21 protein-coding genes and 1 pseudogene are annotated in these 22778 nt (G+C 64.2%); 11 read left to right on the top strand and 11 right to left on the bottom strand.

The features are described 5' to 3' along the window. The first annotated feature begins 21 nt into the window (after positions 1–21). The 3 genes from ettA (at position 22) to malQ (ending at position 4448) form a co-directional block, all read left to right on the top strand. Positions 22–1704, top strand: a complete 1683-nt coding sequence (gene ettA / locus RDV55_RS00485; RefSeq protein ID WP_111823031.1) for an energy-dependent translational throttle protein EttA — start codon at positions 22–24, stop codon at positions 1702–1704. Between the two features lie 267 nt (positions 1705–1971). Beyond that, positions 1972–2256, top strand: a complete 285-nt coding sequence (locus RDV55_RS00480; RefSeq protein ID WP_111823032.1) for a PTS sugar transporter subunit IIB — start codon at positions 1972–1974, stop codon at positions 2254–2256. 41 nt (positions 2257–2297) lie between these two features. After that, positions 2298–4448 carry a 4-alpha-glucanotransferase gene (gene malQ, locus RDV55_RS00475; RefSeq protein WP_111823033.1) on the top strand — a complete coding sequence of 717 codons (2151 nt, stop codon included), beginning with the start codon at positions 2298–2300 and terminating at the stop codon, positions 4446–4448. A gap of 72 nt (positions 4449–4520) precedes the next feature. Here malQ and RDV55_RS00470 read toward each other — a convergent pair whose 3' ends face one another. From RDV55_RS00470 to RDV55_RS00455, 4 genes are all read right to left on the bottom strand, one after another. Continuing rightward, entirely contained in the window at positions 4521–4991 is a 471-nt protein-coding gene (locus RDV55_RS00470; RefSeq protein WP_111823034.1) for a PTS sugar transporter subunit IIA, read from the bottom strand. After that, on the bottom strand, positions 4988–5218 hold the full coding sequence (locus RDV55_RS00465; protein ID WP_111823035.1) for a PTS sugar transporter subunit IIB: 231 nt from the start codon (positions 5216–5218) through the stop codon (positions 4988–4990). The genes RDV55_RS00470 and RDV55_RS00465 overlap by 4 nt, the downstream gene beginning before the upstream one ends. A gap of 106 nt (positions 5219–5324) precedes the next feature. Beyond that, positions 5325–6590, bottom strand: coding sequence for an MFS transporter (locus RDV55_RS00460; protein ID WP_281267693.1), 1266 nt, complete (start codon positions 6588–6590; stop codon positions 5325–5327). Further along, a complete protein-coding gene (locus tag RDV55_RS00455; protein WP_111823036.1) occupies positions 6587–7486 on the bottom strand; it encodes an HAD hydrolase family protein in 900 nt (299 codons plus the stop codon). Before RDV55_RS00455 ends, RDV55_RS00460 begins: the two co-directional genes overlap by 4 nt. Positions 7487–7616: 130 nt before the next feature. Between RDV55_RS00455 and RDV55_RS00450 the strand changes: the two genes are divergently transcribed. The 3 genes from RDV55_RS00450 to RDV55_RS00440 are packed head-to-tail and all read left to right on the top strand — an operon-like array spanning position 7617 to position 11773. Then, positions 7617–10076 carry a glycoside hydrolase family 3 C-terminal domain-containing protein gene (locus RDV55_RS00450; protein ID WP_111823142.1) on the top strand — a complete coding sequence of 820 codons (2460 nt, stop codon included), beginning with the start codon at positions 7617–7619 and terminating at the stop codon, positions 10074–10076. Between the two features lie 44 nt (positions 10077–10120). Beyond that, the gene (locus RDV55_RS00445) at positions 10121–10732 is read left to right on the top strand and encodes a hypothetical protein (RefSeq protein WP_111823037.1); all 612 of its coding nucleotides are present in this window, start codon (positions 10121–10123) and stop codon (positions 10730–10732) included. 30 nt (positions 10733–10762) lie between these two features. Next, positions 10763–11773 carry a glycosyltransferase family 2 protein gene (locus tag RDV55_RS00440; protein WP_111823038.1) on the top strand — a complete coding sequence of 337 codons (1011 nt, stop codon included), beginning with the start codon at positions 10763–10765 and terminating at the stop codon, positions 11771–11773. Positions 11774–11796: 23 nt separating this feature from the next. On the opposite strand, the gene RDV55_RS00435 is transcribed toward RDV55_RS00440, so the two are convergent. The 3 genes and pseudogenes from RDV55_RS00435 to RDV55_RS00425 form a co-directional block, all read right to left on the bottom strand. After that, entirely contained in the window at positions 11797–12315 is a 519-nt protein-coding gene (locus RDV55_RS00435) for a GNAT family N-acetyltransferase (RefSeq protein WP_111823039.1), read from the bottom strand. Beyond that, positions 12312–13670 (bottom strand): annotated as a pseudogene (locus RDV55_RS00430) (sensor histidine kinase). Before RDV55_RS00430 ends, RDV55_RS00435 begins: the two are co-directional and overlap by 4 nt. 1 nt (position 13671) lies before the next feature. Next, entirely contained in the window at positions 13672–14382 is a 711-nt protein-coding gene (locus tag RDV55_RS00425) for a LytR/AlgR family response regulator transcription factor (RefSeq protein WP_111823040.1), read from the bottom strand. A gap of 159 nt (positions 14383–14541) precedes the next feature. Between RDV55_RS00425 and glf the strand changes: the two genes are divergently transcribed. The 5 genes from glf (at position 14542) to RDV55_RS00400 (ending at position 19321) form a co-directional block, all read left to right on the top strand. Next, on the top strand, positions 14542–15684 hold the full coding sequence (gene glf / locus RDV55_RS00420; protein ID WP_111823041.1) for a UDP-galactopyranose mutase: 1143 nt from the start codon (positions 14542–14544) through the stop codon (positions 15682–15684). A gap of 16 nt (positions 15685–15700) precedes the next feature. Further along, a complete protein-coding gene (locus RDV55_RS00415; protein ID WP_111823042.1) occupies positions 15701–16639 on the top strand; it encodes an AEC family transporter in 939 nt (312 codons plus the stop codon). Between the two features lie 182 nt (positions 16640–16821). Further along, entirely contained in the window at positions 16822–18408 is a 1587-nt protein-coding gene (locus RDV55_RS00410) for a sodium-dependent transporter (protein ID WP_111823043.1), read from the top strand. Continuing rightward, the gene (locus RDV55_RS00405) at positions 18405–18566 is read left to right on the top strand and encodes a methionine/alanine import family NSS transporter small subunit (protein ID WP_111823044.1); all 162 of its coding nucleotides are present in this window, start codon (positions 18405–18407) and stop codon (positions 18564–18566) included. The genes RDV55_RS00410 and RDV55_RS00405 overlap by 4 nt, the downstream gene beginning before the upstream one ends. An 8-nt stretch (positions 18567–18574) precedes the next feature. Then, on the top strand, positions 18575–19321 hold the full coding sequence (locus RDV55_RS00400) for an HAD-IIB family hydrolase (RefSeq protein ID WP_111823045.1): 747 nt from the start codon (positions 18575–18577) through the stop codon (positions 19319–19321). Positions 19322–19421: 100 nt separating this feature from the next. On the opposite strand, the gene RDV55_RS00395 is transcribed toward RDV55_RS00400, so the two are convergent. The 4 genes from RDV55_RS00395 to RDV55_RS00380 form a co-directional block, all read right to left on the bottom strand. Beyond that, on the bottom strand, positions 19422–20294 hold the full coding sequence (locus RDV55_RS00395; protein ID WP_111823046.1) for a TrmH family RNA methyltransferase: 873 nt from the start codon (positions 20292–20294) through the stop codon (positions 19422–19424). An 8-nt stretch (positions 20295–20302) separates the two neighbouring features. Next, positions 20303–21367 (bottom strand): quinone-dependent dihydroorotate dehydrogenase, encoded by a 1065-nt coding sequence (locus tag RDV55_RS00390; protein WP_111823047.1) that lies wholly within the window; start codon positions 21365–21367, stop codon positions 20303–20305. 18 nt (positions 21368–21385) lie between these two features. Continuing rightward, positions 21386–21940 (bottom strand): hypothetical protein, encoded by a 555-nt coding sequence (locus tag RDV55_RS00385; protein WP_111823048.1) that lies wholly within the window; start codon positions 21938–21940, stop codon positions 21386–21388. 179 nt (positions 21941–22119) lie between these two features. After that, the gene (locus RDV55_RS00380) at positions 22120–22701 is read right to left on the bottom strand and encodes a DUF3043 domain-containing protein (RefSeq protein ID WP_111823049.1); all 582 of its coding nucleotides are present in this window, start codon (positions 22699–22701) and stop codon (positions 22120–22122) included. Positions 22702–22778: the final 77 nt, after the last annotated feature.

Raw genomic sequence — 22778 nt, 5'->3', positions numbered from 1 at the left:
GAACCACCCGAACGGAGTAACGTGGCGGAGTTTATTTATCAGATGATCAAGGCTCGCAAGGCCATCGGTGACAAGGTCATCCTCGACGATGTCACCATGAGCTTTTTCCCGGGCGCCAAGATCGGCATGGTCGGCCCCAACGGAGCTGGTAAGTCCTCGATCCTGAAGATCATGGCTGGCCTGGATGAGCCCAGCAATGGTGAAGCTCGTCTGACACCCGGCTACACGGTCGGCATCCTCATGCAGGAGCCGGTCCTTGACGAGACGAAGACCGTCATCGAGAACGTCCGCCTGGGTGCCGCCGAGATCTTCGGTAAGCTCGCCCGCTTCAACGAGATCTCCGAAGAGATGGCGAATCCCGACGCGGACTTCGACGCTCTCATGGAGGAAATGGGCAAACTGCAGACCGAAATCGACGCGGCCAACGCGTGGGATATCGACTCCCAGCTCGAACAGGCGATGGACGCCCTACGCTGCCCGCCGCCGGACCAGCCCGTCTCCGTTCTTTCCGGTGGTGAGCGACGCCGCGTGGCGCTGTGCAAGCTGCTGATTGAGGCACCCGACCTGCTCCTCCTTGACGAGCCCACCAACCACCTCGACGCCGAGAGCGTGCTCTGGCTTGAGAAACACCTCGCGACCTACCCCGGAGCGGTCATCGCCGTGACCCACGACCGCTACTTCCTCGATCACGTCGCCGGCTGGATCGCCGAGGTCGATCGCGGCCACCTCTACCCCTACGAAGGCAACTACTCCACCTACCTGGAGACGAAGGAGAAGCGCCTCGAGGTTCAGGGGCAGAAGGACGCCAAGCTCGCCAAGCGCCTGAAGGAAGAACTCGAGTGGGTTCGCTCCAATGCGAAGGGTCGTCAGGCCAAATCAAAGGCGCGTCTGGCTCGCTACGAGGAGATGGCTGCTGAAGCCGAGCGCACCCGCAAGCTCGACTTCGAGGAAATCCAGATCCCGCCGGGCCCGCGCCTGGGCAGTGTCGTCATCGAGGCGAAGGACCTGCAGAAGGGCTTCGGTGACCGCTCACTCATTAATGGTCTGTCCTTCTCTCTGCCGCGCAACGGCATCGTTGGCGTCATCGGCCCCAACGGCGTCGGCAAGACCACGCTGTTCAAGACGATTGTAGGCCTCGAGCCTCTCGACGGTGGTGACCTGACGATTGGTGAAACCGTCAAGATTAGCTACGTCGATCAGTCGCGCGCCGGAATCGACCCGGACAAGACCCTGTGGGAGGTTGTCTCTGACGGGCTGGACTTCATTCAGGTCGGCAACGTCGAAATGCCGTCGCGTGCCTACGTCTCCGCCTTCGGCTTCAAAGGCCCGGATCAGCAAAAGCCCGCCGGCGTTCTCTCCGGTGGCGAACGCAACCGCCTGAACCTGGCCCTCACCCTCAAGCAGGGCGGCAACCTCCTCCTGTTGGATGAGCCGACCAACGACCTGGATGTCGAGACTCTCGGCTCGCTGGAAAACGCACTCCTTGCGTTCCCCGGCTGCGCTGTCGTCGTCACCCACGACCGTTGGTTCCTCGACCGCGTCGCCACTCACATTCTTGCGTGGGAGGGCACTGAAGAGGCACCCGACAACTGGTACTGGTTCGAAGGCAATTTCGAGGCGTACGAGAAGAACAAGGTGGCCCGCCTCGGCGAGGCCGCTGCGAACCCGCACCGTGTCACGCATCGCAAGCTGACGCGCGACTGAGTCGTGTAATAAGTGGGGGGAGGGCCGGGCGGTCCTCCCCCCACCTGTGTCTTCTCAGGTGGCCGAGTGGCCTGCTCGCCCGAGTCGGGCATGGTTGACGAGAAATGACAGAGTCGGTGACTGTAGTGGTGCGCAGTGGATCTCGCTTCTGTCAGCTTACTTTCGCCGGACGTTTGTTCATGTAGTGAATCCCACTTGCCTTTTGCGCAGGTCACATCTAGCATGTGACAGGAATCGCAAACTTTCGACGGCGCGAAAGGGGCTCCGATGGCGATTGAAGAAGCGCTCATCGACGCGCTGGGTGGACACCTCAACATTGTCGAGGTCGAACCCTGCACGATGCGTATCCGTATTCAAGTAAGATCTCAGCGGGACGTTGATGAGGCCGCGCTGCGGGTGGATGGTGTGTTGGCCGTTGTGCGCTCCGGCGATGTTGTTCAGATCGTGTGTGGTGCTCAGTCCGACGATGTGGCCGCGGCGATGATGGGCATCCTCGATGGCGTGGTCCATGACACGTCCGCGGATTCTTTGTCACAGCGCGTTCACGCCTAGAATTAAAACTGTCATCAGCCCGCAACGTAGAAGGCTTTTTCGTGGATATTCACGCACCCGCATCCGACAACATCGATGAGCTGCGCCGTATCGCCGATGCTAATGGCGTGGCTACCGGATTCTGGGACTGGTACGGGAATTGGGTGGGCGTCAGTGCGTCTACTCTTCTGAAGGTCCTTGGCGCTCTCGGACTGCCGCTCGACGAATCTTCGACCGTGGGCGATGTGCACGAGGCGCTGCGCCTCACCGAAGAGCGCGAATGGCGCCGTACCCTCCCTCCGACCATCGTCGCGCGCCAGGGCGGCGGCTACATGTTCCCGGTGCACGTGCCGGACGGCTCATGGGTGAACGTCCAGTGGGTGCTTGAGGACGGTCGTAAGGGTGCGTGCGATCAGGTGGATCGCTACGTCGCCCCGCGAATGATCGACGGAGAGATGGTCGGCCGCGCCACCTTCGATGTCCCGCACTGGATCCCGCTCGGCTGGCACCGGCTTGTGGCCACCGTCGAGGGCGGCCACGTGGAGTCCGCAACCCTCATCGTCGTGCCGAACGCTCTGTCGTTACCGCTCTTAGAGTCGTCGCGTCGCGTGTGGGGCGTCAATGCTCAGCTCTACTCAACGCGATCGGCGTCCTCGTGGGGCATTGGCGATGCCACAGACCTGGCCGATCTGGCTGCGGTCTGTGCCGACAAGGGAGCGGACTTCCTGCTCATCAACCCGGTTCACGCCTCGCAGCCGGTCTCTCCGCTGGAAACTTCTCCGTACCTTCCGGTGTCGCGTCGGTGGCTGAACCCGATCTACGTTCGCCCCGAGAGCATCGAGGAATACTCGTCCCTGCCCGAGGCCTCGCGCGCGGCTATCGAGCAGCTTCGCGACGAGACACGCCAGTTCGCTAGTCGTGAGGATCTGATCGATCGCGATCGCTCGTGGGAGGCCAAGCGCAAGGCTCTCGAGATCATCTTCGCTGCCCCGCGCTCGTATCATCGCCAGAGCCAGCTCGATCGCTTCATCGAGCGAGGCGGCTCTGAGCTGTCCAACTACGCGCTGTGGTGTGCACTCGTTGAGCGCGAGGGAACGATTGAGCTTCCCGAGGACTTGGCTCGTTCCTCCGCGCCTCGTGTTGAGCTTGAGCGCCTCGAGCTCGCCGATCGTGTTGACTTCTACCAGTGGTGCCAGTGGGTCGTCGCCGAGCAGCTCGAGCATGCACAGCTGGTGGCGCGCGAAGTTGGCATGGAGATCGGCATCATGGCCGACCTGGCCGTCGGTGTGCATGGCTATGGCTCCGAAAAGTGGAGCCGTCCCGAGCTCTTCGCCTCCGGCATGAGCGTGGGAGCTCCGCCGGACGTCTACTCTCAGCAGGGGCAGAACTGGTCGCAGCCGCCGTGGTCGCCGCGTAGCCTCGCAGAGTCGGGCTACCTGCCTCTGCGAGATATGGTCCGCGCCGCTTTGTGTAACTCCGGTGCAGTGCGCATCGATCACATCCTCGGCATGTTCCGCCTCTGGTGGATCCCGGATGGGCGCGCTGCCACCGAAGGCACATACGTGTACTACGATCACGAGGCCATGTTGGGCGTCATCCTGCTGGAGGCCCAGCGTGCCGGTGCCGTCGTGATCGGCGAGGACCTTGGCGTCGTTGAACCGTGGGTGCGAGACTATCTGCGCGAGCGTGGGGTCCTGGGCACCTCCGTCGTGTGGTTCGAGAAGGAGGGCGGCGGCTGGCCGCTGCGCCCCGAGCACTACCGCGACCGCGCACTGGCCGCCGTCAATATCCACGACCTGCCGCCCACCCTCGGCTATATTCGCGGGATCCAGACGACGCTGCGCTCGGAGCTCGGTCTTCTGACCGATGACATTGAGACCGTGCGCGCGGGCGATCGCCTTGAGCTTGAACAGGTTGCCGTCCGACTGCACGAGTACGGCTGCATTGACGGTGCCGAGCCTAGCGAGCGTGAGACCGTCGAGGGGCTGTACCGCTATGTTGCTCAGACTCCGTCGAAGCTCGTTGTGGCATCCCTCGTCGATGCGGTGGGCGACGTGCGCCCGCAGAACATGCCGGGCACGGGTGCCGACCTGTACCCGAACTGGTGCGTGCCCCTGTGCGATTCCGATGGTGAAGAGGTCTTCATCGAGGATCTTCCGACCGATGAGCGCCTGACCTCGCTGTTCTCGCTGCTGAGCGGAACCGTTCGCTGACGGCCAGCGCGTGTTCAACGTGTGAACCCCGCGCCCCTTTCGGGGCGCGGGGTTCACACGTTGAAGCGGAACTTAGCTGTCGTTCACCGAGAACAGAGGGTCGAGGATCGCCACGCTGCTCGCTGTCTGATCGAGCGCGGAGGTGATCGACGTGCCGGGCGGATTGACGACGATGACGGGCACACACGGGGACAGGGCGGCTTCGCGGACGGGGCCGAGATCCCAGTGGATGAGGGGTGTGCCCTCGTCGACGATCTCACCCTCGTCGACGAGGGGAGCAAAGCCTTTACCGCGCAGGCTCACGGTGTCAATGCCCAGGTGAATGAGGATCGAGACGCCGCGTGTCGACGTCACGATGGCCGCGTGTGACTTGAGCTTGGTAACGACTCCATTGATGGGGGAGCGGACGGTCACGCACGACGCGTCGGCGTCGGGTATGAGCGCCTGTCCGTCCCCGACGACGCCGCTGGCGAACACGGGGTCGGGTACCTGCGCGAGCGCTTGGACGTGGGCGGCGAAAGGCGCTCGGACGAGGAAGCTCACCGGCTGGCGTTCATCTGCTCGACGAGATCCTCGGAGTCGGGACCCATCACGACCTGAACGGCATCGCCGACGATAACGACGTCGAAAGCTCCCGCCTCTCGTAGCTTTGCCTCGTCGATGAGGTCGGTGTTGGCGGCGTCAAGGCGAATGCGGGTAATGCAGGCTTCGAGATTGGTGATGTTGTCCCAGCCGCCCAGTGCTTCAACGAGGGTCGTTGCGGTGTCCATGGTGTCCTCCTTGGCTCAGTCACCAAAACCATTGCGTTTTGCCTCACACTTATGGTATCGCGGAGCTGCACAATTGAACACTATTGCGGGCACCGAGCGCGTCACATTATGAGACGGCGACACAAGCGCTAGATCCGCGGATTCTGGCCGCGGGAGTGAAGCCCATGGCGACCCCTGCGGCGATGGCAGCTGTCGTGAACACATACAACGCGGCTTCGATACCGATGCGTGACGCAACGATGCCTGCGGCGAGGGAACCCACCGGCATGACCCCCCAGACGGCGAAGCGGAAGATGGCATTCATGCGGCCAAGCATGTCGGGTGGGCAGATTTCCTGGCGCAGGCTCATTTGCGTCACGTTGTAAACGGTGAGGAAATAGGAGGAGACCACTGCGCTGATCGCGATGATCCACGCCGCCGCTGCGGGCACGTGAATCGAGACAGGTTGGACGAGGAGGATCGCTACCCCGCCAATGTTGGTGATGACGATGCATCGCCCCACGCCCAGGCGCGCAACCCACGCGGGGCGCGTGAATGCTCCCAGGATGCCACCGATCGCTCCGGCGCTGAGCAAGAGCCCGAGCTGGGTCGCGTCCATGCCGAGCGTGCGCAGCACGAGTAGCGGCAGGAGCACCTGGATACCCGCGCCGGCAAAAGCCATGAACGCGGTGCAGGTGAAAAGAGGGAAGAGGATGCGCTGACCTCGGACGAATGAGAGCCCCTGCGCAATTTGCGATCGCAGTGAAGCGTCGGTGTGGGTGGGGCGAGGCTCGGGCGCGCTGATGCGCCAGATCGCCCACGTCGAGAACACGTAGGTTGAGGCGGTGAGCAGATACGCCAGGGGAGGGGCGATCACCCCGAGGAGCCAACCGCCCAGGCCCGGGCCTCCCGCGCGCCCCACCTGGTAGGAGGCCTCCAATCTGCCGTTTGCCGCCCCGATGTAGCGGCGCGAGGCGATGAGCGGGACGTAGGACTGGTAGGCGACGTCGAAGAAGACGGTTGATAGGCCCAGGAGAGCGGCAACCACCATGAGGTGGGTGAGCGTGAAGGAAAAGAACGAGTAGGCGATCGGAATGGACACGAGGGCGCCGATGCGCGTGATGTTCGCGATGATCATGATATTCCGTTTGCGCCAGCCGTCCACCCAAGCCCCGGCTGGCAATCCGACGAGGAGGAATGCGAGGGTCTGAAGTCCCGCAAGGATGCCGGTCTGTGTCTCGCTCGCGTGGAGCACGGTGATCGCAATCGCCGAGGTGGCCAGGGAGCCTACTTGAAAGCCGACCTGCGCTGCTGTCTGGCCCGCCCACAGGTGCATGAACGCGGAGTTACGCGTGAGGGGATGGTGCAGCCAGCGCCGAATGGTTGCGATCACAGCGCATCGCGGAGGCCGTGGCCCCAACCCCGATCACCGTCTGTTAGGCCAGCGGCGGTGAGTGCCCAGGCAAGGCCGTCCTCGTGTACGGACGGCGCGACGATGTCCGCGACTTCGAGGAGGGCCTCGCATCCATTCCCGATGCTGATGCCGAGAGCGGCGGTGGCCACGGCCTCGACGTCGTTGTTGGAGTCACCGATGGCCACGGATCGCCCCACGGGGATGCCGATGTGCTCGCAGACTGCCTTAACGCCTACCGCCTTGGACAGATGATTCGGGAGGATCTCGAAGGGAATGAACCCGGCTGCGCCCACCGAGCCGATGATCGCCCGGTAGCCCGCTGGCAGCGCCTCTTCGATTCGTTGCACGGATGCGTTTTCCGGCGGTACGTAGGCGGTGACCTTCGTGAAGGAACCACCGTCAATGTCGACGATGAAAGGAGTGATCGACTGAGCGTATTCGATCCAGTCCTGCGGGTCGAGACCCGCCCGGGGCACGAAAAAGTCGAGGTAGCCCTCGGACGGCCCCATCTGGTCGGGGCCCTGCCAGACGTAGAAGGCGTCGAGATCTTCCCATAGGCGCGTCAGGGTCGTGACATGTTCGGAGGGCATTCGATCGTCGAGAAGGACGGCCTCGCCGACGGCAACGTATCCTCCTGCGCCGCTGACGGTGCCCTCGAAGCCAAGATCGAAGAAACGAGTGTAGATCTCCGGAACCGAGCGCCCGGTGCAGATAAACAAGCGGTGGCCCTCTCGCCGCACCTGCGTCAGAGCCTCGATTGCTGACTGTGGGATTCGCTGGCGCGAATCGCACAGCGTTCCGTCGATGTCGACGAATACCGCGCGGGGTGGGGCAGTGTCGTTGTGGACGTATGTGGGACCATCCGTGTCACTCATAGAGCCATTTTATCCCAGCTGAAGGAAGGCCTCACACGTGCAGAACACGCTCCCCAAACGACAGATCATGCACGCGGTCGTTGACGGAGCGCGGTCGTGGACCACACTGGAACCATTGACGGCACCCGCGATGGAGCATGAAAGGCAGTTCACGACGATGGAACACTCAGTACTGACGGACGCCAACGACCTCACCCTCCTACAAGCGGCGGCTCTCCTGTCCGGAGCGAGTGCCTGGGACTCGCGCGCGATCCCCTCCGCGAACGTGCCCTCCTTCGTGATGAGCGACGGCCCCCACGGCGTGCGCCGACAGCTCGGGGACGCCGACCACCTCGGCATCGCCGAGGCCGAGAAGGCGACCTGTTTCCCGACGGCCTCCGCCCTCGCGGCCACCTGGAATCCTGACCTCGCTCGTGAGATGGGTCAGGCTCTCGGCCTCGAAGCGCGTGGACTGGGCGTCGACGTCCTGCTCGGGCCCGGACTCAACATCAAGCGCTCCCCACTGTGCGGACGTAACTTCGAGTATCTCTCGGAGGACCCGATCCTCGCCGGACGTATGGCCGCCGGCCTCGTCGACGGAATCCAGTCCACCGGTACCGCGGCGTGCCCCAAGCACTTTGCGGTCAACTCCCAGGAGCTACGCCGCATGGCGTCGGACTCCATCGTGGACGAGCGCACGATGCGCGAAATTTACCTGACTGGCTTCGAAATCGTGTGTCGCGTTGCCAAGCCGCGGGCGATCATGAGCTCCTACAACCTCGTCAACGGCGTTTACGCTCACGAGAACAAGCACCTGCTCACCGACATATTGCGAACCGAGTGGGGTTTCTCCGGCATGGTCATCTCCGACTGGGGCGGTTCGAACAGTGCGGTGGAGGCTGCACGCGCGGGCGGCAGCCTCGAGATGCCGGCCCCCGGCCTGGCGGGTGCCCGACGGATCGTCGCTGCCGTGGAGGACGGAAAGCTGGATGCGGCCGACGTATACGCGCGTGCCCAGGAGGTTCTCAACGTTGCTGCCGCGAGAGCGGTCCTTCCGGCGCCCACTCCCTACGACCCCGATTCGCACCATACGCTCGCCACGCGCATTGCCTCCGAGGCGATCACGCTCCTACGCAACGAGGACGAGTTCCTGCCCCTGAGCGCTGGGACCAGCGTCGCCCTCATCGGTGACCTCGCCGCTACGCCGCGCTTCCAGGGCTCGGGTTCCTCCCAGGTGAATCCCACGCGCGTTGAGGCCCCGCATGAGCTCCTCGCCGCCGGGGGCGAGGCCGCCCGAGGACTCGTCCTCGCTGGATACGCGGTCGGATACGAGCGCCACGGTGGCACGAGCGACGCTCTCGTTGCCGAGGCCGTGGACCTCGCCGTGCGCGCTGACGTCGCGCTCGTCTACGTCGGACTTGACGAACTCGCCGAGTCCGAGGGCATGGATCGTCCCCACATGCGCCTGCCCGAGGGCCAGGACCGACTCGTTCAGGCCGTCGTTGCGGCCAATCCCCGCACCGTCGTCGTCCTGACAGGTGGGGCTAGCGTCGAGATGCCGTGGGCGACCTCGGTGCCCGCGCTCGTCAACGGATACCTGACCGGCCAGGGAGGTGCCGCGGCGATGTTGGACGTCCTCACCGGCGCCGTCAACCCCTCGGGACGCCTGGCCGAAACATACGCTCTCTCCTACGAGGACCACCCGACCGCCGCCTGGTACCCGGCGACCGGCCCGCTGTCCTACTACCGCGAGGGCCCATTTGTCGGTTACCGCTATTTCACGTCCGCGGGCGTGGACGTGGCCTTCCCATTTGGATTCGGCCTGTCGTACTCGAGCTTTCACTACTCCGACCTTTCCCTGACCGAGGAGGGGGCATCCCTCACGCTTACCAACACCTCCTCGCGCGACGGCGCAGAGGTCGTCCAGCTGTACGTGAGTGCCCCTGGAGGCGTGTTTGGTCCCGACCGGGAACTCAAGGGTTTCGCCAAGGTCGAGGTCGGTGCCGGTCAGTCCGTCAGCGTCACGATCCCCTTCGACCAATACACCTTCCGCCACTGGGAGAGTTCGCGAGGCGCGTGGGAGACCGAGGGCGGCACATGGACGATCCATGTGGGGCCTCACGTGGCCGACACGCCGTTGAGCGCCACCCTCGAGGTCTCCGGCACAACCCCCGAGCCGATCGATCCCGCCTTGGGGCACTACTTGAGCGCCGACGTCGCAGGGGTGACCAATGGTGAGTTCGCCGTCCTGCTCGGTCGAACGATCCCCACCGCCCACCGGGCAGACGAGCTGTCGGCCGCCGACCCGCTCTCCGAGATGACGCGAGCCAAGACCTGGCTCGCTCGCGTCGCCGGACGCAGGCTCTGGGCCCTCAAGGCGAAGGCGGACGCGAAGGGCACCCCGGATCTCAACAGCCTCTTTGTCCTTAACATGCCCTTCCGCGCCATCGCCAAGATGAGCAACGGCGCAGCAAGCCCGGAGATGGTCGACGCGATCCTCGACGCGGTCAACGGGCGACCGCTGCGCGGACTGACCCGCGCAGCCCTCGGCTTCATCTCCAACGCGAGGGCCAACAAGGTAACCGCGCGGGAACTCGACCAGACCCGATGACGCGGCCCCGGCCTCGTCGGGCATACTGACGGAAAGGAACACCCATGCAGGCTCTCAAGCGCTGGTGGAGCGCCTTCGAAGACAAGCACATGACGGCGGCCCAGTTTATCGTCTTCTTCATTCTCTCCAACGGCATCACGGTGCTGCAGCTGGTGCTCATGCCCGTCTTCAAGTGGTTGTTTGTCCAGATGTCGCTGTCGAACATCCCCGTTCAATTCCTGCCTGTCGGAGTCTCGCATGGACACACCGTCTACCTCTTCGACTACCCGGCGGGAGTCCTCCAGTTCGGTGGCGGCGGAGGTCTTGCCTATTTCTTGGCCGTTGAGATCACGCTGCTCATCGCGCAGGTTATCAACTTCTTCGCCCAGCGCAACGTCACCTTCAAGTCGAACTCCTCCGTGGGCAAGGCAGCCTTCTGGTATGCGATCGCCTACGTCGTCATCACGATCGCCGCGGCCGCCCTTCAGGTTCTGTATAAGGACCCGATCTACGCGTGGTCAATCGACAAGATGGGCCTGACCGGAGAAATATTCGCGGATGTCGTCACGATGATCATCAACGCCGCGATCTCCTTCTGGGTGTTCTTCCTCATTTTTAAGGTGATCTTTAAAAAAGAAGCCGCGGAGGAAGACGCGCAGGTCAGCACGGCACAGTAGACTACTCCCAGACCAGGGAGAGGAGACCCCATGAGTGCGCCGTTGCTGACGGTCATCGTGCCCGCATACAACTCCGAGGATTACCTCGATCGGGCGTTGACCACGCTCGTCGGATACGGCGACGAGCTCGAAGCGATCATCGTCAACGACGGGTCGAAGGACCGCACCGCGCAGATCGCCGACGAGTGGGCTTCTCGCTACCCTTCCGTGAAGGCTATCCACCAGGAGAATAAGGGCCACGGCGGTGCCGTGAACGCTGGCCTGGCTGCCGCCACGGGCACGCATGTGCGCGTCGTCGACTCCGACGACTGGTTGGACCGCCGTGCCACGAACGCCGTGCTCGATGTCCTGCGCGAGGAACGCGAGGCCGGGCGCGACCTGGACCTGCTGGTGACCAACTACGTGTACGACAAGCAGGGCAAGTCGGTGAAGGCTGTGATCCGCTACCGCAACGTCCTGCCACGCGGGCGCACCTTCGGCTGGGCGGACCTGCGTCGGTGCCGCTACGACCAGTACCTCATGATGCACGCTCTCACGATGCGCACAGAGGTCGTGCGCGCCTCCGGCCTGGTTATGCCCGAACACACCTTCTACGTGGACTACCTCTACTCCTACGTGCCGCTTCCCTATGTGTCCACGATCCGCTACCTGGACGTGGACCTGTACCACTACTTCATCGGGCGTGACGATCAGTCCGTCAACGAGAAGGTCATGATCACCCGCCTGGACCAACTGGCCCGCGTCAACGAGGCCATGACACGCGCGCTGCCCCCGCGCGCCGAGGTCGAGGATAAGCTGTGGCGCTACATGGTGCACTATCTACGCATCAACGCCGTGATCTGCTCTGTTATGGCCCAGCTGTCGGGCACTCCCGAGCATCTTGCCCTCAAGGAACGGATCTGGGAGAACATGGACCAGATCAACCCCGAGGCCACGGACCGCCTACGCCAGGATCTGCTCGCAGGCATCGTGCGTCACGCCTCCCCGACGATCGTGCGCGGCGGCTACAAGGTCGCGGGATTCGTCCTCGGTTTCAACTGAGCGTGCTGCGCCGGTTCCTTCAGCTACCGCGACGCAAGCTCTAGCGTCATACGGTGGAGGGTGAGGTGCCTGTTGATGAGGGGAAACTCGACGTTCTCGTCGCGCTCAATCCATGAAAAATGGAGTTTATCCGCGACCCTGCGAGAGGCCTCATTGCCGTCGAAGTAGCCCAGAGTTAGCATCGTCATGCCCAGCGCCTTCGCCCGCTCGACGATCGCTGCACCTGCCTCGGTGGCGTAGCCGCGGCCCCAGTACGGTGAGCCGATCCAGTAACCCAGGTCCGCGACCCCGGGGACATCTGGATCATCTATGCGCAGGCCGATCGCTCCGACGAGCTCGCCGCCGTTGAGCTGGGTCACCGCGTAGGTTTCGGGGGACGATAACACGGTGGACAAAGCCTGGTGGGCGTCCTCGATGCTGGTGTGGGGTGCCCATCCGCACGCCAAGCCGATGCGGGGATCCTTCGCAAGCTCGTAGAGGTGGGGCGCATCGGTGGCGCGCCATGGCCGCAAGCGCAGCCGCGGGGTATCGATGATGGTCATGCGTGTTCCTTTGGGGTGGTCGAGGGCAGTAGGATCGTCAAGGTAAACCGGTGGTTCTCAACCTGCGTTATTGCCTGACCACCGTAGTGTCGTGCCGTCCATTGGATCGATTTTACACCCCATCCGTGACGCACGGTGTCCTGCTTAATCGTCGTCAGCCGACCACCCGCGTCTGTGTTCAGATGCCCGTCGAACCAGTTCTCCACGCGGATCACCGTCATCTGCCCCCGCTGAAAGAGGGCCAACTTAATGAGGCGTCTATCCGGATCCGGTACGCGGCGCGAGGCCTCGATCGCGTTATCGAGGGCGTTTCCGAAAAGCGTCGCGATATCCATTGAGGACATGCGCTCCAGCAGCGTTCCGTCCGCGACGACCGTCAACGTAATACCCGCCGCCGCGCAAGCCCGTCCCTTCGTCGTTAAGACCACGTCAAGCACGGCGTTGCCACTGTGGTACTGCTGGCCGATCGCTTCGATGGAGGACTCGAGCTCCGCAAAGGAACGGGCGGTCCGCCCGGGATCGAGCTCCGCTCGGATGGCCTCGACCCGGTGCTTGAGATCGTGGTGGGCGCGGGCAACCTGCTCCATGTCCTCCTTGGCTGCCAGATACTGGTGGTGCTGGGCGTCCAAAGACGCCTGGATCGAGGCTAACTCGCGCTCGGTGGCGCTTTGCTGGATGCGTTCGAACTGGGTAAAGAGGATCGCGTAGCCAGCCAGATCGACGAGCGTTCGAATGCAGACAACCTCCAGGCCGGCACGGCCCGAAAAGGGCGTGGCCGTCGAGAGGAAGCTCAGATTCGATAGGGCGAAGATCGCGATACCGATGAATAGTCCGGAAGCGAGGTCCGCCAGGCGCAGGATGGGCAGCGCTCCCTGGCAGAAGACGCGCCGTTCGAAAACGTATGCGACGCCCAGACACGCTGAAGCGATGACCGCGTAGCCGCCGAAAGACACCGGATGCCAGAAGGGCTTGTCGGCATGGGAGTAGACGACGACCTGCCAGGCGAGAGAGGCCGCAAGCTCGGCCACGATGAAGGCGCGTGCGCTCATGTGTGTCACCCAGCGCCAGTCCAGTGCGGTTCCCACGCGGATAACGACCCACACGAGGGCGTACGCCACCATCATGCCCGGCACCCACAGGGTCAGCGGAGCGCGGCCCAGCAGTTCGTGTGCGGTAGCGAGCACGGCGAGGCCACCGAAGGCGGCGGCAGCCAGACGCCAGCGCGGTGCGGCCGCATCCGGGCAGAGCGCATGGGTGGATGCCTAGCGCGCGACGACGAAGACGTAGACGAGTGCCGCGCCCCACTCGGCGAGGGCAGTGAACAGGCGAGGAATGTCGGGCAGGGAATCGAACACGTCAGTGGATCCCGCCCGCGTAGGCAGCCAGGGCGCTCATGAACGCTTTCTTAGGGGGGAGGGAGATGCGCAGGCTGTGCCCGCCGGTCATGAGGCACTCCTGGTCGGCGACGCCGCGCACGTGCGCGAGGTTGACGAGGTAGCAGGAGTTCGAGCGGAGGAAGTTGTGCCCGGCGAGCTGAGTCTCCATGGCTTTGAGAGAAGAGGTAATGGAGTAGGTGTCGCAGACCGTGTGGATGTCGAGGCGGTGCTTGATCGACTCGCCGTAGACGATGTCTGCGATGTCGATGCGGTGCGTCGAGGTGCCCGACTGGAGCAGAACCGAGGTGCCGCGCCGCTTGGCAACGGCCCTGAGACATCGGTCAAGTTCCTGGGAGAAGGCGAACCATGGCAGGGGCTTCATCAGGTAGGACAGCGCCCCCACCTGGTAGCCGTGGATTGCGAACTGCGCGGCCGAGGTAATGAAGACGAGAACAACCTCTCGGTCCACCTCGCGGATTGCACGAGCTGCGCTCATCCCGTCCACGTGCGTCATCTGGATGTCCATGAAAATGATGTCGTACACCGGCTTGTAGTCGCCGATAATGGCACCGCCGTCGTCGAAGTAGGTGAGGTCGAAAGAGACACCCTTCTCCTCGCTGTAGCGTCCAAGGTAATCGGCCAGGAGCTGGCGCGAAGCGGCTTCGTCCTCGACGACTGCGATGCGAACCATGCCCGATCCTCCCCGATGTCTCAGCTGATAGAAACAAGGATGATCGAGTGCGGCTGCTCGCCTTGAGCGAGTCCACGCGCCGGCCTCGTTGATCACACGGGACGCACCCGCAGGTGGGGGCCGCTACGATTAATCTGACTGACGTGAAAGGGGAGTGGAGTGGATCTGCTCGTTGTTGGATCGGGCTTTTTTGGCCTGACGTTCGCCCGCGAAGCTGCGGAGCGATTCGGCATGAACGTGACCGTCATTGAGCGACGCGACCACATCGGAGGCAACGCCTACTCCTCGGTCGACGAGGACACCGGCGTCGAAGTGCACCGCTACGGCACCCACCTCTTCCACACCTCGAACGAGCGCGTGTGGTCCTACGTCAATCGTTTCACGGCGTTCAACGACTACCGTCACCGCGTCTATGCCAACTACCGGGGTGTCGTCTACCCGCTGCCCATCAACCTGGGCACGATCAACCAGTTTTTCGCAGCCGCCTATTCACCCGCAGAGGCCCGCGCACTCATCGACGAGCAGGCTGCCGAGATCACGGGTGAGCCCGGTAACCTCGAGGATAAGGCGATCAGCCTGATTGGGCGCCCGCTCTACGACGCGTTCATCGCGGGGTATACGGCGAAGCAGTGGCAGACGGATCCACGCGAGCTCGCCGCGTCCATCATCACGCGCCTGCCCGTGCGCTTCACATACGAGAACCGATACTTCCAGGACCGCTACGAGGGCCTGCCCCTGAATGGTTACGGCGCGTGGATCGCGAACATGGTCGAGCACCCGCGCATTAGCGTGCACACAGGCGTGGACTTCTTTGATGAGAAATCGCTCTTCTCGAAGGCCGCGACGCTTGGCCAGGTTCCCATCGTCTACACGGGCGCGATTGACCGGTACTTCGACTACGAGGCCGGCGAGCTCGGCTGGCGCACCCTCGATTTCGAGACCGAGGTTGTGGACGTTCCCGACTATCAGGGATGCTCGGTCATGAACTACTCCGACCGCGACGTGCCCTTCACGCGCATCCACGAGTTCGCGCATCTGCACCCCGAGCGTGACCGATCGGGTGCGACCAACACGATTATTCAGCGCGAGTACTCCCGCTTCGCGCACCCCGGCGACGAGCCCTACTATCCGATCGCATCGCCATCCGATCGTGCCACGCTCGGTGCCTACCGCGATATGGCGGCCGGGGAGAAGAACGTGCTCTTCGGCGGGCGTCTCGGCTCGTATCAGTACCTCGATATGCACATGGCGATCGCCTCGGCCCTGACCAGGGTCGACGAGGCCGTGGTGAGCTGGCGCTGACGGGTTTTCTGGCCCTATGGCATCGATCGTCTGGTCGGTCCTGTCGATCGCGCTGATCATCGCGATCGGCTGGGTGGCTCGCCGCGCTGGTGCACTCGGCCCGGAGGCGGCAGGCTCCCTCGCCTCTGTCACGTACTGGGTGGCCAGCCCAGCGATGCTCTTTCACGCTATCGTCTCGACCGGGACCTCCGGAGTCTTCGGAGCGCCGCTCGGGGTGGCCGCCGCCTCGGGTGCGGGAACTGCGCTGATCTTCGCTCTCGTCGCACGTGTTTTTCTGCGCCTGAGCCGTGGAGAGGCGACTCTGGGCGCCATGGCCTCGTCGCTGAATAACGGTGCCTACATGGGTATCCCGATGGCCGTCTACGTGCTGGGCGATGCCTCGGCCGTTGTGCCGATCCTCGTGTTCCAGCTCGGCTTCTTTACGCCGATGTTCTTCGTGCTGGCCGATGTGGCCGGATCGGGGCAGCGCCCTAGCGCTGCCGGTGTTGCTCGCGTGATCGCCTGCAATCCGATGGTGATTGCTGCTGCGTGCGGGTTTGTGTTCTCCGCAGCTGGGTGGTCGATGCCGACGCTTCTCGATGTCTCTAGCTCCATGCTGGGGGCGGCCGCGCCGCCGATGATCCTCCTGTCATTCGGTGCCGCTCTCGTGGATCGCCGCCGCGCCTCCGGCGGTAGGGGCGTGCCTGCCGTAGCAGTGGCAGCGGTCTGCAAGCTAGCGGTGCAACCTGCGATTGCGTTCGGGGTCGGGTCGTTGCTCGGGCTGCGCGGTCCGGCCCTCCTTTCCGTCACCGTCATGGCGGCACTGCCTTCCGCGCAGAACGCGTATATCGCGGCCACGCGTGCTCAGGCGGGGGAGCGTATCGCGCAGGGCACCGTCCTTGTGACCACCTTTGCTTCCCTTCCTGTTGTCGTCGGCATAGCGGCGCTTTTCCACGTGTTGAGGCTTGTTTCCTAACTCGGGTTTGCCGGCAAGAATCAGGTGTTGAGGGCTCCTCACGGCGTCTCTGTCGGCAAAGTCTACGCAAAAGAGGTCAAAAACACGTTCTGTATCGTGGACTGTGGCTGACATTGTCATGTAGTGGCCATAGTCTGGCTGAGAATTATCCCGAAAACATACGAATGCAAGGACTTCACTTCATGTCATCCTCCGCATCCAGCCCCGCGCCTCGTGCGCGCGACTCGTGGAGCGGCCAGACTGGCTTCCTCCTGGCAGCCATTGGCTCGGCCATCGGCCTGGGCAACATCTGGCGTTTCCCCGGCGTCTCCTACTCCAACGGCGGCGGCGCCTTCCTGATCCCGTACCTGGTCGCCCTGGTATTCGTCGGCATCCCGATGCTCTGGCTCGACTACGCGGTCGGACACAAGTTCCGGGGTTCACCGCCGTGGGCACTGCGCAAGATCATCGGTGGCGGCGAGTTTATCGGCTGGTTCCAGACCTTCGTCTGCTTCGTCATCATGGTCTACTACGGCGCTGTCCTCGCGTGGGGCGTGCAGTACACGATCTACTCCGTGAACGAGGCCTGGGGTGCCGATCCGACGGCGTTCTTCCTGGAGTCCTTCCTTGAGAAGGTTCCTGGCGACACCTTCTCGTGGGCCCCTGCATGGGCCGTCATGATTCCGCTCGCCCTCGTGTGGGTCCTCGTGCTGCTCGTCATTGGCCGCGGCCTGTCCAAGGGCGTTGAGGCGGCGAACAAGGTCTTCCTGCCGCTCCTCGTTATCCTCTTCCTCGCGCTCGTCGTTCGCGCCCTCTTCCTGCCCGGCGCCGTCGAAGGCCTCAACGCCTTCTTCACGCCGAACTGGGCGGCGCTGGCCGACCCCAAGGTGTGGCTGGCGGCCTTCGCGCAGATCTTCTACTCCCTGTCCGTGGGATTTGGCATCATGCTGACCTACGCCTCCTACCTCAAGCCCAAGTCGAACCTGACGGGTACGGCGCTCGTTGCAGGCTTCGCGAACTCCTCCTTCGAGATCCTCGCGGGCATCGGTGTGTTCAGCGCCGTCGGCTTCATGGCCCACCAGCAGGGCGTCGCCGTCGCCGAGGTTGAGGGGCTGACTGGTCCGATCCTGTCCTTTGTGACCTTCCCGCAGATCATTTCGATGATGCCCGGCGGCCCCATTTTCGGTGTCCTCTTCTTCTCCTCGCTGGTCCTGGCCGGCATCACCTCGCTGCTGTCCCTGCTCCAGGTGGTCTCCGGTGGCCTGCAGGACAAGTTCGGCTGGTCGCCCGCCCGCTCGGCCCTCGTCTTCGGCGTTCCCGCGACCGTCGTCTCGCTGGTGCTCTTCGGTACACGCTCGGGCCTGAACAACCTGGACATTGTCGACAACTTCATCAATTCGATCGGTGTCGTCTCCTCCGCGATCATGTTCGCCGTCCTGTGCGCGGTGGCTGGACCCCGCCTGGGTGCCTTGCGTGCCCACCTCAACTCGGTGTCCAGCGTGAAGGTCCCCAAGGTGTGGGAGCCCCTCGTCGGCATCGTCATCCCGCTCGTCCTCTTCATCATGATGGCCATGTCAGTCGTCGATCTCGTAACGAATGGATACGAAGACTACCCGGGCGGCTACGTGATGCTCTTCGGATGGGGCGCGGTTGCAATCGCCGTCATCGCCGCCCTGATCTTTACCTTCATCCCGTGGAAGCACCGCACGGTGGACACCCACGCGACGGTCACCCGGATCCTCGCGGATGACGCCGACGCAATTGCTGCGACCGAAGGAGATGCCCAGTGACCGCTCCCGCTATTGCTCTGATGATCCTGACGATTCTGCTCGTCTGGGGTGGACTTGTCGCCTCCGTCGTCCTACTGCAGGTCCTGTCGGTGCCCTCCGACGAGGAGACCGAGGCCGCGCAGCGCGCTATCGATGCCACTGCAGCCGCGAAGCGGTAGGGGGGAACGTGAAGCTCGTAGCCTTTGATCTCGACGACACCCTGGCGCCTTCAAAGTCGCCGCTGCCCGCACGCATGGACGTGGCCCTGCGTTCCCTGTTGGACCACGTGGAAGTGTGCATCATCTCCGGCGGCCAGATGGGCCAGTTCCGCACCCAGGTGCTCGACAACCTGCACGCCACGGACGAGGAACTCTCTCGCCTGCACCTGATGCCCACCTGCGGCACGCGCTACTACCGCTACGAGGGCGGCGCGTGGGTCGAGCGTTACGCGCACGACCTGGATCCCGAGGTCGCCGCCCGCGCGATCGCATCGCTTGAGCGTCACGCGCGTGAGCTCGGCCTGTGGGAGTCCAACCCGTGGGGCAACATCATCGAAGACCGCGGCTCGCAGATCACCTTCTCTGCCCTGGGGCAGGAAGCCCCGCTCGACGCCAAGCGCGCCTGGGATCCTGACGGCACCAAGAAGGCCGCCCTGCGCGACGCCGTGCAGCCTGACGTGCCGGAGCTGGATGTTCGCGGCGGTGGCTCGACCTCGGTCGATATCACGACGCGCGGCATCGACAAGGCCTTCGGAATGGGCAAGCTCGTCGAGGAGACCGGGATTTGCGCCTCCGAGATGCTCTTCATTGGCGATCGCCTGGATCCGGAAGGCAATGACTACCCCGTCAAGGCCGCCGGTTACGCAACCCGTGGCGTGTCCGGTTGGGAGGAGTGCGTGGACGTCATCGACCAGATCGTGGCATCCATGAGCTGACCCGCCGGAACACAGGACGAGGCCGGGGCTGGGAAACCAGCTCCGGCCTCGTTGTGGGTTAGCGTGGCGGTCGCGGCGCGAGCCTGCGGTTCCTATTGGGCTAGGAAGCTCCAATGCCCCTGGTCGCCCAGAAGACGACGGCGGAGGCGGCGGCGACGTTAAGCGAGTCGACCCCGTGGTCCATGGGGATCTTGACCGTGTAATCACAGGCTGCGATGGTGCGCCAACCCAGTCCGTCGCCTTCGGTGCCCATCACCATTGCCAGGCGTGCTGCCGGCCCCTGGAGCGCCGGCAGCGAGGCAAACTCGTCGAGAGATACTGAGTCGTCCGACAGTGCCAGCGAAGCGACGGTGAAGCCAGCCCCCTGAAGCGTGGCGATGTCGCCGGGCCAGGAATCCAGGCGGGTCCACGGCACCTGAAACACCGTTCCCATCGATACGCGCACCGCTCGCCGGTAGAGCGGGTCCGCACACTGAGGGGTCACCAGCACGGCGTCCACGCCGAGCGCGGCCGCGCTGCGGAACGCGGCCCCCACGTTCGTATGGTCGACGAGGTTTTCCAAGACGACGACGCGGCGCGCAGGCTCACCGGAGCGCGCGGTGGCGAGCAGGCCATCGAGGCTGGGAAGGACGGGCCGCTGCATGGCGGCGAGGGCACCGCGATGCAGGTGGAAGCCTGTCATCTGCTCCAGGACGTGCTCGTCGGCCACGAACACTGGGACGTCCGCGCCGTCGCGAGCGCCCGTTGCTGCCTCGATGAGCTTGTCCAAGGTCGGGAGCCAACGCCTCGACATGAGGAAGGAGCGTGGGCGGTGACCTGCGCGGATGGCTCGTTCGATGACGTTCGCGGATTCGGCCATGTACAGGCCTCGTTCCGGTTCAATCTTGGAACGAAGCTTGACGTCTTTGAGGCGCGTGTAGTCGTCCAAGCGCGAATCCGCAGTCAGCTCCGCGCTCGTGAGCTCAATAATCATGACGCTCCCTACGCGTGCTGGAGCGCGCGGGAGACCTCGCCAGGCCAGGACGGGCCCTCGAAAATGAAGGCAGAGAAGGCCTCCACGAGGTCGGCACCCGCGCCGATCATGCGCAGAGCATCCTGCGGGGAGGAAATGCCGCCGGTGCCGATGAGGATCTGGTCGTCGTTGAGGTGATGAGCCACGAGTGAGACCACCTCAATCGCGCGAGGGAGCAGGGGAGCGCCGGAGACGCCGCCTTCCCCCAGGTCGTGGTTGATCGTTGTGTTCGTGGCGACGACACCGGCCAGGCCGAGTTCCTTCGTCAGCTCGACGATGGCGACGATGTCCTCGTCGGCCAGGTCGGGCGCGATCTTGACGAAAAGGGGCATAGCTCGATCGGGCGCACCGGCCTCGCATCCGCGGCGGGCGGCCTGCAGGATCGGGCGGAGGTGATCGACCGACTGCAGGTCGCGCAGGCCCGGCGTGTTAGGAGAAGACACGTTGACGACGACGAAGTCGACCCATTTGGCCAGCGCCTTGGCGCAGTACTCGTAGTCGGCGGGGGCGTCCTGTTCGGAGGTCACCTTGTTCTTGCCGATGTTGGCACCAACGATCGCGCGGCGACCGGCGGGCGTTGCGCGCAGCTCGCGCAGCTTGTCGGCTGCCGCGTCCGCTCCGGCGTTGTTGAAGCCCATGCGGTTGCGCAGGCCTCGCTCCTCCATGAGGCGCCACAGTCGCGGCGCGTCATTGCCCGGCTGCGGGTGTGGCGTGACGGTGCCGATCTCGACGAAGGCGTAGCCGAGCGCGCTCATGCCGAGCACTGCCTGCGCATCCTTGTCCATTCCGGCTGCCAGGCCCAGGCGCGAAGGCAGGCGGCGCTGACCCAGCATGAGGGGGACCTCGACGCCTCCGACCACCCGCGTGGGGCAGTGAGTCGGATCGAGGTAGCCCAGCGTGGCTCGCATGAGCCCACGCGTCGGGGCGAATCGGCCGGCCATGGAAATCGCTCCCAGCCCCCAGTGGTGTGCATCCTCCGGATTGGAATGCGAGATGAAGTGTGTGAAAGCCCAGTTGTACGCGCGACGGATCATGCTTCCTAGGATAGATGATCAGTCCCACCATGCCCACCACCACCGCGTCGATGATCCGTCCCGAATGAGGACGCGCATCTCATCGGGAGGGATCGCGTCCTCGCCCAGGCCGAGGACCGAGGCAAGCGTGAGCCAGTGCTGGTAGCTCGGATAGCGGTCGTCGTCGATGGGGGTGGCGGTGTGTGCGACGATCGCCGACTCCGGTACGAGGACCGTGTCGATGCTGACCCGCTCGTCGCGACGAGGCGCGCGGACGACGTATCCCTCGAGGGTGAGACCCTCGACGCGGGAGGCGGCTCGCAGTAGATCGACGATGCGTGGAGCGTTGTTTTGCCGGTCGTCGCGCGCTTCCTTCGGGAGCAGCGAAGCGAGTCGACGCGCGTCCGTGCCCGACAGGTCCGCGAAACGCGCGTAGTCGCCCAGATCCCAGCCGTCGCACAGGTACGGAGCCAGAAGCGTTGACACGCCACTGTCATCCAACCAGTGCGAGGGGCCGTACATTCCCTCGGGGTGTAACGCCTCCTCGTCGCACGCGGTATCGCGGGTGGGGGTCGGGGCGGTCGTTGTGTGCATGGTGCATCCTCCTGTCCGTGTCGGAGCCTCGATGCTCCGACATAGACAGGATCGCGCGGGCGATCACGAGATGGCCAGCGACAAGGCGGCACCTGTGGATACGTGTGCCGCCGCCGCAAGCCCTGTGGATACAACACGTCGGCCCCGCACCATGTGGATGGGGCCGACGTGCTCAGCGATTACTTCGGGAATTCTCCGCGAGCAACCTGCGGGCGCGGCGAGCGCCAGCGGCGCGGCATGATCATGCGGGAGAAGGCGTAGTAGCCCGTGCCGGAAGGAATGTCCTCACGGGGGTGAGCCTCGGCGAAGGCGCCCTTGAGCTTGCGCCACACGAAGAAGGCCTCGATCGCGGTGATGATGAACGAGCCGTACATGAGGGCCGAGGATCCGTAGAGCATGTACGCCTGATACTGCAGCGGGATCTTGTTGCCGAGCATCGACAGCAACATGATGAGGATGATGGACGCCATCATGACGGCGAGGATCCACTCGGAGAAGGAGTGGCGTGCATCCACGTAGTCGCGCACGAAACGGCGTGCGCGGCCCTTGTCTCGTGCGGGCAGGTACTTTTCCTCGCCGGTGATCAACGCGCGCTGTTCGGCGTCGAAACGCGCGTTGCGGGCGGCGCGGGCGGCGCGCTTGGCTTCCTTGCGGTCCTTGGGAACCAGCGGGCGGATCCGTGCGGCCTCGGCGGTCTTACGCTTCGGCGTGGGGCGGCCTTTTTTGCCGTCGGGCGTCGTTGAGACGGGCTCGATGTTCATCGAGGTCTCATCGTTGTTGTTCTTGCTTCGTCCAAACACGCTTCAAGGCTAACGGATAGCCTGCCCGCCGTGCACTC

The sequence above is a fragment of the Schaalia odontolytica genome (assembly GCF_031191545.1).
Taxonomy (GTDB): domain Bacteria; phylum Actinomycetota; class Actinomycetes; order Actinomycetales; family Actinomycetaceae; genus Pauljensenia; species Pauljensenia odontolytica.
Note: the sequence above shows the minus strand (reverse complement) of the source record. Positions and strands in the feature narration are given on the sequence as shown.